The sequence below is a fragment of the Candidatus Zixiibacteriota bacterium genome (assembly GCA_026397505.1).
Classification (GTDB): Bacteria; Zixibacteria; MSB-5A5; order GN15; family PGXB01; genus JAPLUR01.
In genome coordinates, this window is record JAPLUR010000103.1 from 1 (window position 1) to 19754 (window position 19754).

Sequence of the window (19754 nt, forward strand, 5' to 3'; positions counted from 1 at the left end):
ACTTCCGAAAGCGCAAAGACTATGTTTCTCCTGCTAAAATCTAACTCGTTATACGACATTAGGTGTCTCCTTTTGAATCAGCTTGTAAATCTTAAGGATACACCTCTTGTCGTTTTTACACACTTATAAAGATATTACCGCTCCGGGATACTGGATAATTTTATCCTTGACAAGATGTTGAAAAATGGTATATTTATTCTGTTCCACAGATAAAGGCAACTCGGGTTGTGGGTTGCCGAAAACGTTCCAAATGGAGGGATAGTATGAGAACGTTGCTTTCAATTTCAGTATTGGTTCTGGCCATTCTGGTGGCCGGAGAGGCTATTGCCCAGATGGGGACCTTAACATTCCGGGCTGATGTTTCGGGACAGGGGACATGGACGGGTCCTCCCAAAAGGATTACACCCAATGCCGACTTCTATGTTGACATTTATGCCAATAATATCGGCGGCACATCCCCACGCATAACCTGGTCGAGTTCTTTCACATTCACATTGACCGGTTCCACTCATAAGGTGATCTGGGGTGATTCATCTCTTTTTGCCCAGGCGCAATTCAAATCCTTTTGGGATGTCTATTGTCGCACCTATGCCGAAAGCTGGGACGGCAATCTTCCTGACCTTTTTAATTTTACAGGCATTGCTTCCGGTGCGGCCGGTTATCCGGGAAATCTCGGCGAGATATTGGTATTAAAGATAGCACTAAGGCTAGGTTGTCCCGGTAATAATTCCGGGCAGTTCTGTGTCGAACAGGGGGATGCCATCAATGATGTCTATGATTGGATTTTCGATGACCCACAGCCGACTTTCCCGAAAACCTGTTGGCAGATTGAAGTTCCACCTTGCGGATATGCGCCGCAAATGGATAACTGCGATCCCATTATTCCTGCGCGCATATTGCAGCCGGCAAGTTTCCAGTTTCACGCGACTCCATTCTTTCCCGACGACCCGATAAAGTATGATGTCGTATCAGGTCCGGGAACAATTGATTCAATTACTGGCATCTGGAGTTATACCCCTCCGTTTTCTGATGCCTGGAAGGCTTTATCACTGGTAGTACGCGCGAAAGACCCCTCATATTATTGCCATGGGTGCGGCGACGGGCGGGAGTACTGCAGCACACTGGTCATGGTTCAGGGAGTGTGCGGGGATTGCGACATCAGCGGGATAGTCAATATATCGGATATCACCAGAATGATCAATTGTCTCTACTATTATCCGAGCAAATGCCCATTGGGAATGAGTTCGGCATGTGACGCCAACGGTAACGGAATGAAAAGTATCCAGGATGTTACCTATTTGATTAATTACCTTTACAAGGGCGGCCCGCCGCCGTTATGCGGCCCGTGGTCGGAGCGATAAGAAATATTTTATACGATTAGGGCCGGGCATTGTGCCTGGCCCTTGCAGTTTTAGAGGGAGTAGCGATGGACGAAGGAAAGACTTTTACGGAAGAAATAAAGGTCACAGGGGGACAGCTGGTGGAGACGGTCAAGAAGCTGCTCCATGAGGCCAACATTCGGCGGCTGATTATCAAGAATGAGAAGGGGGAGTCATTGCTGGAGATACCGGTGAGCGTGGCATCGGTCGGGGCGATTCTTCTTCCTGTCGTGGCGGCGGTCGGCGCAATAGCGGCGCTGGTGACCCACTGCACGATTGTGGTTGTGAAGGAAAAGAAATAGTGCTGGTTTCCGGGGGATACCGGCCTGTTTTGGCCCCAGGATGTGTATCGGTATAGAAATGGTCAATAGCGGTGCGGGCCGTTCTCACAGGCAACAGAGCAATTATTGACAATTGACCGGCATTCAGCGATATTATTACGATATCTTGAAAAGCCATAATAGAAAATCCGCGTGAGGAGGAATGTCATGCGTCGCCTTGCCATAACTGTAATTGCACTCGGTATTTTATTCGTTTTTTCAGGTAACGATCTATCCACCGCGAGTGATGCAGAAGCCGTCCTGCCGGTAGCACCGCCGCAGGTCAACGTTAGTGCGGGTAAGAATTCCGGGATATTGTCTGATACCGTTTTTACGGCAATAGATCTGGCCAATGTGACGATATCGCCATTTGTGACCGACAGGTTATCGGCAGGGCTGATGCCGGGTATCGAACCGAGTCCTTGGATCGTTGGTCGAGACATGCTTTACAATAGATATTTCGTGCGAATCATGACTCTGAATGGCCTGAGCCGGTCCCCTGGATCGTTTTTTGCAATTATAAGCTGTACACTTTCCCGCTCACTCATCAGCCCGACGGGACGCCGGTGATGGGAATTCCGGTGACATATTCACCGGTAGTCGATCCGGGTGTTTACGGCAATGCCGTGTGTGCGGCCGAGCTTCCGGGTTCGCAATTCACGGACGGCAAGGCGCGCTTGTTTATCGGTTCCGACATGGGATATATAGTGGTGCTTGCATACACCTATGCCGCGGGAGTGATCGTCGATGCTATTTTGCCGTTTACCAGCGGGCCAATTACGGATTTGGAGCCGATTCCTCAGTATACATATATTGCCATGGGTGCTTTAACGGACACTGTTATTGTGGGATTTCGCTATTTATCAGGGACGGCGAAGGGATCAACGACGAGCGGTTCAATATTTCCCATGTTCTCGTTAATGGATTCGCGGCGGGTATCGCCGACGCATTTTGATACTTTCGGCCCGCACGATGCACCACTAACGGATGCCAAAGCAAGGGTGCACTTTGTGATTGCCAACGGCACAAGTGATCTGGCGTTGTTCTATATTTTTGCCACGCAATCGGGTCATACAACGCCGCCTCTGACGCTGGACAGCCATAGTGCCGGAATCAGGTCGGTAGTGGCCGGTTCTTTATTAATGCTTCCGACGGATGAATTATCGGTGCAATTCGACCCGGATTATTCTCAGGACAGCGGGTTCAGCGGCTGTGATGTGAATATCACCGATACAACATCAGATATCTGTGGTTATGTTTGCGGTGATGCAAATAGTGATGGCCTGATCAATATCCGTGATATTACGTTCGTGATTAACTTTCTCTACAAGGGTGGCATAGCGCCCAATCCTTTGCAGGCAGGGGACGCAAACGGAAACGGTATCATCAATATTCAGGACATCACGTATCTGATCAATTACCTGTATAAGAGCGGCCCGAAGCCCCTATGTCCTTAGGATAACATCCTCACAGGGGGTGCGGCCGGCGGGCCATCAAGTGCGGATGGCGGCGCGGTGATATGACCGCCATTTAATCAAGATTGCTCTCTTTCATGTTCAACAGGCCGGTTTCGAATGTTTCGGAAACCAACCAGTTTACCAGCGTCTTCGTCCCAAAGGCGATATCTCAACGCTTTAAGGCCGGCAATTAACCCGATAGGTTTAACCGTTTTGAGGGGATCGATACGGCTGTAGCAATCAGGCAAGAAATAGTTGGGAATGCGAGGATTCAGGTGATGGACATGGTGGAATCCAATATTGCCCGAGAACCACTTCAGAACGGCGGGCAATTTGTAAAAAGAAGCTCCCTGCAGAGAAGCCAGAGTAAAACTCCACTCTTTTTCTCTGGCCCAATAGACACCTTCATATTGATGTTGAACATAAAAGAGCCAGATGCCGGCGGCAAGTCCAATATAGAGTGACGGTAACTGAATCAGCAGAAAAGCTTTCAGGCCGGTCAGCTCAATGATGGCCAGGGAAATCAGGATGATCCCCAAATCTGTGCCATAGACACTAAGGCGCTCCCGCGCTGTTGCCTTTCGAAGCGGTATGCGATGTGTTATGAGAAGGATCAATAGCGGGCCAAGAAGGAACATCACGAATGGATTTCGATAAAAGCGGTAAAGAAGACGTTTCCAGAACGAAGTCGGGGCATACTCGGCAACGGTCATCATCCAGACATCTCCTTCCCCGCGCTTATCCAGATTACCGGAGGTTGCATGATGTCGGGCATGACTATTTCGCCAATAGTAATAGGGCGTGAATGTCGGAATCCCCAGGATTATCCCGCAGAGGTCATTGGCCTTCTTTGACCGGAAAAATGAACCGTGCCCGCAATCATGGAAGAGGATAAACAGGCGAATCACGAAGCCGCCAGCCAGAATAATAAACGGCAGGGCCAGCCAATACGAATATTGCAATAGGCGGTAGGCCAGAATCCACAATAATATATATGGAATCAATGTATTTATGAGTTGCCGGACACTTCGCCAGAGACTTGGCTGCAGGTATGGAGACATCTCGCGTCGCAGGGCGATAACAGTTTCTTTATTCCAGCACTCAGAATCAGGTGAGTGCCTCATTTCTGCTCCTAATGGAATAGTATCTATATTGTTATAAAACAGCAGGCAGAATAAAAGGTTTCCGATTTCCGTGTCCACCCGGGTGGGACAGGCTCCATTGACTTATCTCTGAACAGGCTTTAATCAAGCAATCGTGAGTGGTTCTATCATAAAGAAACAGGGGAGGTCGCTCACTTCCTGCCACACGCATCAAGCACGATAAATTGGATTAGGATTTATAATGCAAATTATTTATATATCTGTTGACAATTGCATTTATGCCGATATATTACAGTAGATTATATGATCTCCTTCATTAATTTTTCTCAAGGTTTGTTTCGTTAAATCAATCTCTTGTCAAAAATTCTTATCTGGAGACCAGGCGCAATTGGGCGCAAGGAACCGTTTATCTTATGCGGAAGACTACCTTGAGAAAAGGATCATCAAAAGATAAACAAAATTGGAGAATAGTATGAATATTTATGTAGGTAACATGTCCCGCGAGACAATCGAGGACGACGTACGCCTGGCTTTCGAACGCTATGGTCAGGTCGCGACCGTAATCTTTATAAAGGACAGAATCAGCGGCGAGCCGAGAGGATTCGGCTTTGTCAAGATGTCCTCGGATGAAGAAGGCACGGCGGCCATTTCCGGTTTGAACGGCAAAGAATTTAACGGCCGGACGCTGAATGTCAATGAGGCCCGCGCGCGCGCCTGAGGCGGGAATCTGCTGTTTTTAGCAGAAATCAATAGCTGACCTCTTATTAATCCAAGGGGCGGCATACGATACGGGGATTGGTCACAGCCGGTCCCCTTCTTTTTTTTAGTCAGAAATGTTAGGCGACCGGCGTGCAGGGCAAGAGAATCCTTCCACATAATTGTCATTTTGCCTTTGGCATTTAAGCGGGAGAAATTTATATTAATCCTGACGAAACTTTTAATTTGAATTAGCGGATCTTATGCGGATTGCCATTATAGGGGGTGGTGCCGCCGGATTCTTCGGCGCAATAGCGGCCGCCACCCATGATTCGTCGGCCGAAATTGTAATACTCGAATCGACAAAACAGCCGCTGGCTAAAGTGCGCGTTTCCGGCGGCGGGCGCTGCAATGTAACACATCACTGCTTTGACCCGGCCGAGTTGGTGGAAAATTATCCGCGCGGAAACAGGGAACTTTTGGGACCGTTCCACCGATTCCAGCCGCGAGATACGGTCGCGTGGTTTGCCGGGCATGGGGTTCAGCTTAAGGTTGAAGCTGACGGCCGGATGTTTCCGGTGACCGATCAATCTTCAACCATTGTTGATTGCCTGCTGAACGCTTCGGCCCAATCGGGGGTACAGGTTCGACTGGATGCCAAAGTGAAGAGCGCCGGAACCTTTTTTCATAATGGGGATTCCCGGCAATTTGAAATTGAGTTTGGTTGCGGAATAAGGGAGCGATATGATCGGGTGTTGTTGGCCACCGGCGGCAATCCTCATGGACATCTTTTTGCGGAAGCTCTCGGACACAGTATTGTACCTTGCGTTTCCTCACTCTTTACCTTCAAAGTGACCGATGCACGACTTCGTGGCTTGGCCGGAACAAGTTTCAATAATGTGAGAATTTCTTTGAAAGGGAAGGATAAGAGGAAAATAGAACAGACCGGCGCTCTGCTTATCACCCATTGGGGGCTGAGCGGGCCAGCGGTGCTGAAGCTATCGGCATGGGGAGCAAGAATTCTTGCAGACAATGATTATCAGGCAGAGTTGACGGTCGATTTTCTGCCTCAACATAGTGAGCAGGAATTATATCGCACTCTTCTGGCGCATAAGGAGCAAAATGGCAGGAAGCATATCAAGAATACGGCCGTTTTTCCGGTTCCAAACAGATACTGGCATCGGATTGTGCAATATATTGGCACTACCGAGGAAACCAGATGGTCGAGTGTTACTAAGGAGGCGATGAAATCGATTGCGTCCGAACTCACTCGGGGACGATTTGCGATTGTCGGAAAAGGGATTTTCAAAGAGGAGTTTGTCACTTGCGGTGGTGTCAATCTAAGGGAGGTCGATTTCAAGACGATGCAGAGTAAGCTCTGTCCGGGGCTCTTTTTTGCAGGGGAAATACTGGATATTGATGGAATCACTGGGGGATTCAATTTTCAGAACGCCTGGACAACCGGCTGGGTAGCCGGAAAGAGCATGGTGGCCTGAATTGATACCAGGGATCGGCGGCAGTTGGGGCGATTATGACAATGATGGGAATCTTGACCTATTCGAGGCCAGGTTCGGAATTAATAATGATAAGAGCCCTCTATATTATAATAATGGAAATGGCAACCATTGCCTGGAAATCAGATGTGCGGGGTCAGAATCGAACCGTTCGGCTATTGGAACAAAAGTGCGGGTTAAGGCGGCTATCAGGGGAAGACCGGTCTGGGGCAGCTCCGGGAAATTTCTTCGCAAACCGGATATTGCAGCCAGAACAGCCTTTATGCCCATTTTGGGCTAGGGGATGCATCTATCATAGACTCGGTCAAGATTGATTGGCCCAGCGGTCAAAGAGAGGTTCTGACAAATCTGGCGGCCAATAGATTCCTGACCATTTTGGAAATTATTTGCACTAATGTAACCGGCGACAGTCGTGTAAATATTTAAGATATTACTTTCATGATAAATAATCTTTATAAAAATGGGCCGGCTCCTAATCCCTTACGGACAACTGATGTCAATGCTGATGGTACGGTCAATATCAAGGACATATCTCTGCAAAGCGCCGGGACCATTCGTGCCGGGACCGGGCATTTCACCGCAGATAGGGGATGGGTTTTGACGCCGTCAGGAACCGCGAACAGGACGCAATTCCCGTGACTGATTTCATCAGCATCATTTGCCTGACTATAAAAGTGTTGACAGAATCTCTTTTGAGCATAATTTATAGGTTGGAAGAAGGTTCTTCAACAAGCTTATCATTAAGCTCCAGGAGGATGAAATGAGCAGGATGGCCAAGGTAGTATTGGTTTTAGGGGCGGTCTTATTGTATCCTTTGCTGATTTTTTCAGCGCCGATCCATGTGCCGGATGATTATTCCAGTATTCAACCGGCTCTTGATGCAGCAATTCCCGGCGACACAGTTTTGGTCTCATTCGGGGTTTTTTCCGGACCGGGCAATCAGGATTTGAATTTCAATGGGAAAAGTGTGATCCTTAAATCACAATATGGGGCGGCTTCTACGATAATCAGTTGTGGCGGGAGTTACTCCCAGTCGCATCGGGGATTTGTATTCGCCAACGGGGAGGGGCCGCTGACAGTGGTTGACGGATTCACGATTACGGGGGGCATGGCTGGCCTCGATCTGACCTATCCCGAGGGAGGCGGCATCTGGTGTAACGCTTCATCGCCGACCATCAAGAATTGCTATGTCAGGCAGAATTCCGCTTTTTTTGGGGGCGGGATATACTGTCGCGCAGGCTCTGCACCACATATTCTTAGCTCTGTGTTTGACCATAATGTGGCGGACTCGTATGGCGGGGGAGCCGGTTGCCGGGGTTCGGGGCCACATTTCATCAATTGCACTTTTAGCGACAATTCCGCCATAAATGTCTTTGAACCGAAAGGCGGAGGGATTTCCTGCTCGGACACTTCGCTGGTTGATATTGATTATTGCATAATTGCATTCAGCAGCCGGGGCGGGGCGATAAGAGTGATAGATGATGAGAGCCTGGCCAGGCTAAAATGCAGTGATATTTTCGGCAACGATGGAGGCGACTGGGTTGGCGTTATAGCCGGGCAATATGGAATCGACGGCAATTTCTCGGGAGATCCTCAATTCAATGATCGCGCTTTAAGCAATTACTTTATCTATCCCGCTTCACCATGTGCCCCCACTAATAATAGTTGTTCCACATTGATCGGCGGTCTGGAACCACAGCCATATCTATGCGGCGATCCTACCGGTGATGGGGCGGTCAACATAAGGGATATCGTTTTTATGATAAACGCCATTTATAAAGGCGGGCCGCAGCCGAATCCGCCGGAAGTAGTCGATGTCAATAATTCCGGCGTTTTCAATATCCTCGACATAACATACCTGATCAATTATGTTTATAAGCAAGGGGCGCCGCCGAATTGCCCGTAGAAAAGCGGTTTTTTAAAAATAGGGGACAGCCGGCAGGGCTGTCCTCTTAACGCTTGCAGAAGTGTTCATATATTTTCAAAGGGGGTTTGCTGTAGGCCGGGTGACTTTAAAAGTGGCTAATATTCCCAGGCTCCGGACAATCAGTGATTCGGCGAATCACAGAGATCAGGGCAAGATTGTAGTTGACAAATCGATATTTACTGTGTAATTTATAAAGTAAGTAGTGATATTGCAGCTGGGATTGACATCAATTAATAACACATCACGAGTCTTATACATAAAGTTTTGATAATCAGGTAGTTAGGTTCACTTAACTCCTGATGGACTCTGACCGCTGACGAGTCGGCAGAAGTGACGAAAGTCTGGTGAAAGCTATATTTTGCCGGTCTTCAGAGGAGGATTGACTACTAAATCTATTTTAGGATTCCTATAAATCGGGTGGAAAACCCAAAGAATGAAAGAAGGTAAGGCTATGGCAAAGCTACGATTCCATTTGACTCTTGTGGTCGTGCTGGCATTTTCGGCGGCCTATATGGCCACGGCCGCGAATGATGTGAAAGATGCCATCGACCCTATGTCCGCTCAGACGAGTGGCACAATGGCAAACTTTATTGTCTCGAATACTAATGACGCAGGTGTGGGGAGTCTTCGGCTGGCGATGCAGCAGGCCAATGTCACAGGGGGAACGGACTTGATTACTTTTAGCATCCTGGGACCGGGTCCGCATACTATCATGCCGCTTTCGCAATTGCCTATTCTGACCGACATGGCCGGAGTGACAATTGACGGTCTTTCGCAACCGGGAGCCGGGGCGGGAGCCAACCCGCCGCAGACCGCCAGTCTGAAGATCATAATTGACGGTTCGCTGGCGGGCAATTCTCATGGTATCTGGATTCAATCCAACGGGAATACTATCCGGGGTCTGGTCATCGGTAAATTCCAGGGGAATGGGATTTATATTAACGGAAGCCCCGAAGCAGCGGTTAACACTGTTTACTGCAATTTTATCGGGACCGATGTAACCGGCACTATGGACAGAGGAAACGGCACCAATCCAATAAATCTCTGGGCCGGCGTTTATATCGACAACCAGCCCGGCGGTTTTGCTTTCAACAATACTGTGACTCAGAACTTAATCTCCGGCAATTATGCCGAAGGGGTGACCGTAATGGGCCCGAGGCTCCCAGGCGACGTCTACGGTAACAACATCCTGAGTAATTTCATCGGCACAGATATTAACGGCACAATCGATCTTGGCAACGACCACGAAGGGGTTTGTCTGGCTGAAGGGACGCACGACAATATTGTCAGGAGGAATCTTATTTCGGGTAATGACTATGACGGTGTTGGAATCCAGGGGTATAACAACCTGCCGTATTATCCGGCCCCGCCGATTCAGACTTATCTGAATATTATTGAATATAATATCATAGGGGCCGATGTGACCGGCCATATTCCAATTCCCAATAATTATCATGGCGTGGCTATCGGTGAATATGGTCCGACGCAATGGGGGTGCGCAGACAGGAATCGGGTTGGCCCCGGCAACAGAATTGTTTTTAATAAGCGTGACGGCGTTGCAGTCTGGGAGGATGGCATCAATACAATTAATGCCGACAAAAATGTCATCAGCCAGAATTCGATCCTTGATAATAATGAGCTGGGCATTGACCTCTGGAACAATGGTGTGACTTCCAATGATCTCGGCGACCCGGACACCGGTCCGAATCAGGAATTGAATTTCCCGGTTATAACCAGTGCCATTTATGCGGCAGGTACTACAACAGTTACAGGCACCATTAATATTGATTCCCCTCCGGATCAGGCAGCGGTGGAACTTTTCAAAGCGAAAACCGACCCGACCGGTTACGGCGAAGGGGAGACATTTATTAGCTCCATAAATCCAAATACATCAGGGATATGGACAATCACCACGGGGACACTGGCGGTTGGGGATTATGTGACCGCCGTCACCATTGATAAGGATGGAAATGCCTCGGAGTTCTGCCTTAATGTGATTGTGACAACTCAGCCGGTCGCCGATACCTGCGAATACTATAAAGCCTCTTACCCCGATTATGCCCCGTTCGGGATGCCGGATTTCGACCAGAAGCAGAACGGCTGGAATGGGATGCCTGCGGGTGGATGGTCATACTGCGGGCCGGTGGCGTTGGCTAATTGTTTCTGGTGGTTTGATTCGAAGTTTGAGACGATGCCGGTTCCGCCACCGGGGCTGAGCGATCATTATCCTCTTGTCCGTGATTTTACAATGCTCATGACCGACGACCACTCCCCAAATAATGTTATGCCCTTTGTCGATTCCGTAGCAGTATACGCCAACTGCAATCCGGGAACAAATGGGACATTTATCCATAATCTGGTGGCGGGTGCTCAGAATTGGCTCAATAAAGTCGGGCTGGGAGCAGCCTATACCATCAACTTGGTACCGGCCCCGGATTTCAATCTAATAAAAACGGAGGTCCTGAAATCGCAGGATGTAATTCTTCTGCTGGGGTTCTACGAAAATCAGGGTGGAGCATATTGCCGTCTCGGCGGGCATTATGTCACAATCGCCGGTGTCTGCACTACTGCCGTAAGAGTTTGTATCTCCGACCCATATATCGATAACAACGAGGGTGAGCCGCCGGCGGGTGGAGCGCATCCGGCTTCAGTGCACAATGACGCACAGTTCATTTCCGGGCCGCACGGCCAGATACAGCATGATTCCTATAACCTGCTGATGAACCCCATTCCTATCATGCCGCCTCCTCCTTTTCCTCCGACGGTCGAGTTGAATGATTATCCCGACTACTGGACGGACATTTCGAATTTCCGGGATATGAACTATACCGACCCGGCATCGCCTGGCTGTCCCTATATGGGCGGTCCTATTGTGACTATGATTGAATGGGCGATTGTGATTTGTCCGGTTGTGTGTGACTGCAAACCGGGTGATGCCAACGGCAGCGGTATAATCAATATTCAGGATATTACTCATCTGATCAACTATCTGTATAAGGGTGGTCCAAATCCGACGCCGTACAAGCTCTGCTCGGGGGATCCGAACGGCAGCTGTATCGTCAATATTCAGGATATTACGTACTTAATCAATTTCCTGTATAAGGGTGGCCCGCTACCCGTGACATGTAATCAGTGGTTGATTAATTGCGGATTGCCGCTAAGGAATTGATGTCGGAAGAGATGATCTGATCTTATTGGAAGCCCCGCTCAAGGCGGGGCTTCTTTGATTTTATCTGGAGGATGTGATCAGATTATGCCTTTAAGGGGGAGGTGACTTGAGGACAGAATGTATTCTTCGGAATAACGACATAGATAAAGGGCAGTAGTCGCTCAAATAATGCAGGGGCGCGGGCAGACCCGAAATAAGACACAATCCATCGTCTTTATCTGAATTGGAGTATTGCCGGGCGGGGGCCAAGCAGGAAGGGGAATAAATCTCTTGACATAGTAGATGATATTGGATATATTGTTTTCGTACCTAAATTTACTTCGACTTTTTTCAATCCTCCAGGATTGACGAAGGTAATGGCCGCAACGGAATGTTGCAGATTGATTTAGAAATGCCAACTGGAATTATTTGTAAAGCTAGACAGGAGAGGGTTATGAGACATAAATTGTTTATTCTAGGGTTTTTGGCTATTATTTTTGCATTCAGTCAGAGCCAGGCGGCGTTGACGTTCCGTTCAGGAGCATCCGGGCCAGGTGCCTATTTTAGTGGATCAGAAATCAGGGTCAATCCGGGCATGCCGTTTAGCATTGACGTTTATGCCAAAAGCACGGATTCGCCGAACCGGATAACCTGGTCCAGCCCGTTCTCGATCACCGGTACTGATGTGATCGTTTCCTGGGGTGATACTTCACAGTTTGCCCAGGCTGGCTTCAAGGCTTACTGGGACGTTTTTAGAAGAACCTACGCCGAGAGCTGGGATGGGAGTCTTCCCGACCTATTCAATTTCACCGGCATCGCTAACTCCGTCGGATATCCCGGTGACGGTGTGGAGAAACTGATTCTCAAGTTCCAGGCCAATAGTGTCACTCTTGTCGGTCCCGTCACTAATGGTCAGATTTGCATCGGCCAGGGCTCACCCATTAATACTACCTATGACTGGATTTTCGATGATCCGCAGCCAATTTTTCCGACGCAATGCTTCACTGTGGAAGACGCTTGCAAAGGTTGCGTCTGGTGCCCTAATTTCACTCTTCCGGGTTCCTTTTGCCCGCTGCAGAAGACGACCCAATGGGATGTTCCGGTGACAGCCAACTTCGTGGCTATTGATATTGAACAGGACCCGATTATCTATTCCAAAGCGGGCGGTGTTGGGACAGTGACGGCTGCGGGCGCTTTCAGTTGGCAGCCGACCTGCGCTGATGTCGGTCAAACGCGTTACATAGACGTTGTTGCCACTAATCAATATTTTTGTCAAAAGCCCGGTTTACCCACACAACATTGCATAATGGGGATTGTAGTTCTCAACACCGATCCGGTGATTGCCGGCGATTGCGGCAAAACATTTATAGCCGGTGGTCAAGGGGGCACCGCCCATTTCACGGCCACGGATGCCAATATAGGCGATACCAAGGCCTGGTCAGTTTATGTTACTCCGAGTGCGATCGGCAATTACGGCATCTCGAGTAACGGCGTTCTCACATTTACACCGGCTCTGAGCGAATTTGGCACCACCTTTGTTTTCACGGTCAGAGTGACTGATTGTGCCGGCGGCTATGATCAGTGTGAGGTAGTCTTCATCGCGACGCCTGACAAGGAATATGAGATCAAGATCCAGAAGGTAGAAAATGCGTTGCAGGGTCATCATTCATCGGTCGAAGTGAAAAAGACATGGGGGTCAGATCCAATATATGGTTTTGACTTCCTGATTGCTTATGACGCCTCCGCTCTCACATTCATGGGGGCCGATGGCGGCCCGCTCTTCGACATGGCCGGCATCTACCAGTGGGAATATTTCATCTATCGTTTCGGCCCGAACGGCAACTGCGGTAACGCTTGCCCGTCCGGTCTGCTGCGTGTGGTGGCGCTGGCTGAGCAAAACAATGGCTTGCATCATCCACTAAATTTAAGTGTTCCTGATGACATGAACCTGTTCACATTGGATTTCCTTGTTTCCAACGACCGGAATCTGGAATGCCAGTATGTGCCGATTCGATTCTACTGGATGGATTGCGGCGACAATACTATCGCCTATCATCCGTCAACGGATCTGAATCCCAATACGATAGTGACCGCTATTTCAAATGATGTCTTTGAGTTCTGGGGCGGTGCTTCGATTGCGGCAGACGCCGAAATGCCGACCTATCTTGGCGCTCCGGCCATTTGCGTAACCAATCCCGGCGACGGCAAGCCCGGAACGAAGCGCGCTATCGATTTCTGGAATGGTGGTATCGACATCGTTTGCGCCGACAGTATCGACGCTCGCGGTGACGTCAACCTGAACGGCCTGGCCAATGAAATTGGTGACGCGGTTGTGTTCACCAACTATTTCATTAAGGGTCTGGGTGCCTTCACGGTCAACGTTGAAGGTCAGATTGCGGCTACCGATGTTAACGCCGATGGTATGGCGTTGACGGTTGCCGATCTCGTTTATCTGATTCGTGTGATTGTCGGCGACGCCGTGCCATATGCGAAGCTGTCTCCGTATACCAACACGGCTAACTTCGGTCTCGATGGTAATGTTGTGACCGTCGATGCCGAACTCGGCGCGGCCTATTTCGTATTCAACGGCGCGGCTGATGTTTCACTCGGCACTGGTGCCTCCTCCAACATGACTCTGATGACCGGCACCCTCAACGGCAACGCGGTTGCTCTGGTTTACAGCATGGATAAGGGTGCCACCTGCAAAGGTGATATTCTGAACACCAACGGCACTGTGAAGTCGGTTGACGCTGTCGACTATTATGGCAGCAGCTACAAAGTCAGTATTCCGACTGCGTTCAGCATTTCCAACTATCCTAACCCGTTCAATCCTGTGACGAATATAGAACTGACATTGCCCGTCGCTTCCGATTGGACGGTGTCGATCTATAACGTCGCCGGTCAGAAGGTTGCTGGATTCAATGGCTATGGCGTTGGCAAGCAGGTCATGACCTGGGATGCCTCGAATGTAGCTTCCGGCATCTACTTCTATAAAGCAGAAGCTGGAAAGTTCTCCGCTACCAGGAAGATGATGCTGATGAAGTAACCATACACTAATCCCCAAGGGGAGGTCTTAAACCTCCCCTTCGATTTTTCCCGTTAATTATTCGATAAAATATCCAATCAGAGAGGGGTCGGCAGTTGATCGCGGGCTGTTGACAAGCTGAAAAGAAGTAAATGCGGGCGTGTTCTTGCGGACGACGCAGTCAGCCGGAAAGTCGCCCGCCTTTCAATTTAATGTAATATATCATGTAAACATGTTAACATATTGGTGAGCAGTGAAATAGGGTGCCAAAATGCGAATTGAGAACGGCCAAAATGACAAATGGAATTGGTGCCCGATTTCAATATTTGTGACTGATAACTTCGGGGAATCGCGGATGAGATATCCAATCGATATAAGGGTCATTGTCACCGACCCGGCAAGAGGACAAGTCGAGCAGAATCCATAATTCGGACTTACCGCGAATTCAATCGACTCACGTTTCCAATCACGCCAATTCGGATTGACATCATCAAAGCAATCATTTGTTGACAAATCATTACTTTTTATTAGATTGATGACATATATGTGTTTATTACACTCCGAATGCCTTTACATCGCCGTATATAATGTCGAAAATAAATAAAAGCCGTTAACTGCTGGAGGAATCATGAATCGCATCCATTTGATTTTGGCAACCCTGATGATTCTTGTCGGATTGTCTTTTGCCGCTAATTCAGATGAGGGGGCAATCGGTCCCAATCATCTTCGAGGTAATCCCGATGTAAAAACGTATCAAGTAAATGCAAATAATATTCTGGAATATGTCGAAGGAAATCTTGTCCGTCCGGTGGCAAGGGGTGGTGAAGCAGCTGCCTCGATCTCATTCTTTGAGGAAAATAGAGGCGCTTTCAGGATGTCCGACCCGGTCGATGAATTAAAATTGAAAAAAACAGAGGTAGATGACCTGGGGATGCGGCATCTCCTTTTTGAGCAGTATTATAACGGTATCAGAGTAATCGGCGGCGAAATGCGCACACATTTTGCATCAGACGGCGCTCTCAAAACAGTTAATGGCAATTATGAGGCGGATATAAATCTGTCTGTGACACCTTCGCTTGATGCCAATCACGCGATAGCAATTGCCCGAAATGATCTGGCCACATTTTTCGGAGAGGGGAGACCGGGGGAAGCGGAGTTGGTCATTTTCCCGTGGGAAGGGAAGCAGTATTTGAGCTGGAGATTCTTTCTTTATTCCGATACTCGTCTTGGTCGCTGGGAATATTTCATCGAGGCGGTATCCGGCGCAGTGATTTTTAGGGCCAATCGGATTATGGATGCCAACGACATCGGCGATGGAATCGGGGTGATGGGCGACACCCTGCACCACATCGACACTCATAATAATGGTTCGACATATGAAATGAGCGATTACACAAGGCGTATAAATAACAATCCGCACGGACATGATGGACAGATGCCATCGGGTAATTATATTCGTACCAATGTGGCCGGCGCGACGCTTCCGGGGACGCTGGCCACGGATGCCGACAATCACTGGTTTGACGCATCGCAGGCGCCGGCGGTGAGCGGGCATATGTATACGGGTCAGGTTTATGACTGGCTGCTGCAAGCGCTGGGGCGCAATGGATATGACGGCAGTGGCGCCTCCATGTTGACGGTAGTGAATTACAGCGGTGAGGGAGATAATAATGCCTACTGGGACGGGAGCCGGATAGTTGTCTGGAGTTTTTCGACCGGATGGCGTTCGCTGGCCGGTTGCCCGGATGTGATAGCGCATGAATGGGGACATGCAGTAACGGAAAATTGCTCCAATCTTATCTATGAGAAGGAATCGGGTGCGCTTAATGAGTCATTTTCAGATATGATGGGGGCCGCTTTTGAGTGGGCACGTGACACGCTTGATACACCCGATTGGCTGATGGGCGAGAACGGTCGCACCAGCGGACAGGCTTTCCGTTCCATGTCTGACCCACATCAGTTCGGCGATCCCGACTATTATGGGACTTCGGATTCATACTGGATCGACGTGGTCAATTGTACTCCTTCGTATTTGAATGATTATTGCGGCGTCCACACCAACAGCGGGGTGGGTAATAAATGGTATTTCCTCCTGTCGGATGGAGGCACTCATCACGATGTGACCGTAACCGGTATCGGAGCCGCCAATGCCATTAAGGTTGCTTATCGCGCCAATCGCTACTATTGGAATTCCAGCAGTGCGTATGCCGACGCCGCCCTGGGCACTATTACGGCGGCCAATGATCTTGATATTTCGGGCGTCTGGGGGATGCAGACGGCAAACGCCTGGCGTGCAGTCGGTGTCGCGGTACCTGGGCCGGGGCTGGCATTCAGCTATCCGCTGGGGAAACCCTCAATGATGCCGCCTGATCAACCCCAAGTTTTCGAGGTGATTGTGAGCGGAACGCTGGGAGGTTCTCCGGTGGCCGGTTCAGGAGTACTCCATTATTCGATAGATGGCGGCACTTACAGTACGGCTCCGATGACGGAGATTTCCAGCAATCATTATGAGGCGACCCTGCCGGCTTCTGCATGTGGCAGCAAGATCGAGTATTATGTCAGTGCTGAGGAAGCCTCAAGCGGGACATTCTATGATCCCGAAACATCAAATCCCAATATTTGTGTGGCTGCCGCCTCGGTTACAACGATTATTTCCGATAATTTCGAGACTGATAAAGGGTGGACGGTCAACGGTAACGCCACGGCCGGCCAGTGGCAGCGAGGCACACCGGCGGGAGGCGGCCAGCGGGGTGATCCTCCGACGGACTACGATCATACGGGACAGTGTTATCTGACCGGCAACGGCGCCGGCGATACCGATGTTGACGGCGGCTCGACGAATCTCGTATCGCCCACTTTCGACCTGACCGGAGGGGACGGATTGATCCATTATGCCCGATGGTACTCCAATAATTTTGGCGCTGCCCCCAACGCCGACACTTTCAAGGTTTATATTTCCAATAACAACGGCGGCAGCTGGACTCTGGCCGAAAAAGTGGGCCCGGTCGAGCAGGCCTCCGGCGGCTGGTATGTTCATGAATTTTGGGCGTCCGATTTCATAACGCTCACCAATCAAATGAAACTACGTTTTGAGGCCTCCGACCTTGGCTCCGGTTCCGTGGTCGAAGCGGCGGTAGATGCTGTAGTAATCAAAGTGTATGGCTGCAATTCCAGCGCGCCTTATGTAACCACCGAATCTCTTTCCAACTGGACGGTCGGTCTGCCTTACTCGCGGCAACTGCAGGCGGCCGGCGGTACCGGGACATTGACCTGGTCGGATAAAACGGGCAGCCTTGTTGGAACGGGGTTGTCATTGTCGTCGGCCGGATTGCTTTCGGGGACCCCGGTTGGGGCGGGGCCGATTTCATTTACGGCTGTTGTCACTGATGAAAATAGCATGACCGGCGAAAAGCTTTTCAGTTTCGCCATCAATCAGCATATTACGATTACAACGGCTACTCTTCCCCCGTGGACCGCGGGAAGACCGTATTCGCAGACTCTGGCGGCATCCGGAGGAACAACGCCCATCAATTGGATCGACAAGAATTCCTCCCTGACTGGAACGGGACTTTCATTATCATTGGCGGGAGTAGTGTCAGGGACACCATTGGCGGCCGGACAGATTAACTTTATGGCGAAGGTGACCGATCTGGCGGGAGATGCTCAGGAAAAGGCTTTCGATATAACCATAAATGCACCGGTTCAGATTACGACCGCGACGCTACCTAACGGAACCCAGGGGAAACCATATTCCCAGATGCTCATAGCGACGAATGGTACCGGTACAATCAGCTGGAGCGACCCATTGAACAGTCTTTCCGGGACCGGGCTTACGCTTGCTCCGAATGGTCAGGTATCCGGAACGCCCAACGCGGTCACAACGATAAATTTCACGCCCCGAGCCGGCGATATTGCGGGTAGTTACGCCGAAGTACTCTTGAGCCTCGTGGTCAAGCCGGATTATCTCTGCGGCGATGCCGACGGTGACAAGTTGGTTAATATCCGCGATATTACTTTCCTGATCAATTTTCTCTATAAGGGAGGGGCAGCGCCCAATCCATTGGAGGCAGGTGATGCAAACGGGGATGGGCTAAGAGGCATCCAGGACATTACCTATTTAATAAATTATCTTTATAAAGGTGGTCCGGCGCCGATTTGCCCATAAGTTCAGCTCTCGATGAGGCAAAGGGGACAGCCGAAAAGGTTGTCCTCTTTTTTATTATGGCGTGAGATTTCAACCAAGGGCCGTGTCTTGTTGCAGGGTGAATAAAAGAAAATTGCCAGCGGTCATAATTGGAACAAAACCGACACGAGACATTTGCTGTTTACTCGACCTCATATTGAAAGGGCGGTATATATAGCGGGTCAATCATAGGGGCAATTCCCCACGGCTTAAAAAGGCGATTTATTCCCTGATGATTGTATCGATTCTGCAAGCAGGGGAGAGGACTGAATTTTTGGCTGAGGTGTGGTTGAACAAGTGAGTATCTGTGAAGCGAAAAGGCCTGTCAGTATTCTACTTTAAAACGGACTGTTTGACCTCCAGGCTATAAGCTCCTTCGAGACAACGAATATCACGGAACACTGAAGGACGACAACGGCATCAGCCCGCGCCGATTCCAATTGTCCCGTATTGTTCCTTAATATCCATTGCTTTGGTTAATTCCGTTAGAAGAATGTCAGCCAGAACATTTGCTAAGCTTGGACTAATGTAACCATATTTGCTTGGTTCTGCAACACTTAGCCCGAAAATTCCCGAGTTCGAATCAAATCCTCACGGCCATAAAACAGATCGATGAATGTTTTCGGGTGTTCCTTCTCAGTTCCGTCATAACTGTAGAGCGCCCGCGACGGTGTCTATTGGCGTCGGAGTCTGATCAGTCCACCCAGAACTTTATCGCCTTTCTATAGAAATGCTGAGCCGATGGCGAAATCTTCGCAAGGCGCGTAAATGTCCAACCTCCGAAATCAATTATCTCATTGACAAAAATATGGAATATCGATATATTTATAAAGCGACATAATATACGATAATCTAGCCGATAGTGGACTGCACCCCTGAGACTGGACACAAAAGGTTAGGAGGATTTGGCACGGATTGGTATTTTGATACGAGGAAAGGATGGTGCCATGAATCCGAAACGGAAGTTCAGTGTGGAGCTGAAACGGCAGGTGGTAGAGCAAC

At 49.4% G+C, this 19754-nt stretch carries 12 protein-coding genes; 11 read left to right on the forward strand and 1 reads right to left on the reverse strand.

Annotated elements, in window-relative coordinates; genetic code table 11:
- Positions 1-263: 263 nt before the first annotated feature.
- The 4 genes from NT002_10450 to NT002_10465 all read left to right on the forward strand — a co-directional run bounded on the left by NT002_10450 (position 264) and on the right by NT002_10465 (position 3156).
- Positions 264-1361: a hypothetical protein gene (locus tag NT002_10450; protein ID MCX6829684.1), complete on the forward strand. Its 1098-nt coding sequence runs from the start codon at positions 264-266 to the stop codon at positions 1359-1361.
- A 65-nt stretch (positions 1362-1426) separates the two neighbouring features.
- Complete coding sequence (locus tag NT002_10455; GenBank protein ID MCX6829685.1) at positions 1427-1681, forward strand: DUF4342 domain-containing protein; 255 nt, start codon at positions 1427-1429, stop codon at positions 1679-1681.
- A gap of 186 nt (positions 1682-1867) precedes the next feature.
- The gene (locus NT002_10460; protein ID MCX6829686.1) at positions 1868-2269 is read left to right on the forward strand and encodes a hypothetical protein; all 402 of its coding nucleotides are present in this window, start codon (positions 1868-1870) and stop codon (positions 2267-2269) included.
- Between the two features lie 11 nt (positions 2270-2280).
- Positions 2281-3156: a dockerin type I repeat-containing protein gene (locus tag NT002_10465; protein ID MCX6829687.1), complete on the forward strand. Its 876-nt coding sequence runs from the start codon at positions 2281-2283 to the stop codon at positions 3154-3156.
- Between the two features lie 77 nt (positions 3157-3233).
- On the opposite strand, the gene NT002_10470 is transcribed toward NT002_10465, so the two are convergent.
- Positions 3234-4280: a fatty acid desaturase gene (locus tag NT002_10470; protein ID MCX6829688.1), complete on the reverse strand. Its 1047-nt coding sequence runs from the start codon at positions 4278-4280 to the stop codon at positions 3234-3236.
- Between the two features lie 451 nt (positions 4281-4731).
- Here NT002_10470 and NT002_10475 point away from each other — a divergent pair, with 451 nt between their 5' ends.
- The 7 genes from NT002_10475 to NT002_10505 all read left to right on the forward strand — a co-directional run bounded on the left by NT002_10475 (position 4732) and on the right by NT002_10505 (position 18734).
- Positions 4732-4977 (forward strand): RNA-binding protein, encoded by a 246-nt coding sequence (locus NT002_10475; protein MCX6829689.1) that lies wholly within the window; start codon positions 4732-4734, stop codon positions 4975-4977.
- Between the two features lie 241 nt (positions 4978-5218).
- Entirely contained in the window at positions 5219-6451 is a 1233-nt protein-coding gene (locus tag NT002_10480; protein ID MCX6829690.1) for an NAD(P)/FAD-dependent oxidoreductase, read from the forward strand.
- Position 6452: 1 nt separating this feature from the next.
- Positions 6453-6749, forward strand: coding sequence for a hypothetical protein (locus NT002_10485; protein ID MCX6829691.1), 297 nt, complete (start codon positions 6453-6455; stop codon positions 6747-6749).
- 480 nt (positions 6750-7229) lie between these two features.
- Complete coding sequence (locus NT002_10490; GenBank protein ID MCX6829692.1) at positions 7230-8375, forward strand: dockerin type I domain-containing protein; 1146 nt, start codon at positions 7230-7232, stop codon at positions 8373-8375.
- 472 nt (positions 8376-8847) lie between these two features.
- The gene (locus NT002_10495; GenBank protein ID MCX6829693.1) at positions 8848-11565 is read left to right on the forward strand and encodes a hypothetical protein; all 2718 of its coding nucleotides are present in this window, start codon (positions 8848-8850) and stop codon (positions 11563-11565) included.
- A 433-nt stretch (positions 11566-11998) separates the two neighbouring features.
- Positions 11999-14590: a T9SS type A sorting domain-containing protein gene (locus NT002_10500; protein ID MCX6829694.1), complete on the forward strand. Its 2592-nt coding sequence runs from the start codon at positions 11999-12001 to the stop codon at positions 14588-14590.
- Between the two features lie 607 nt (positions 14591-15197).
- Positions 15198-18734 carry a M4 family metallopeptidase gene (locus NT002_10505; GenBank protein ID MCX6829695.1) on the forward strand — a complete coding sequence of 1179 codons (3537 nt, stop codon included), beginning with the start codon at positions 15198-15200 and terminating at the stop codon, positions 18732-18734.
- Positions 18735-19754 lie beyond the last annotated feature (1020 nt).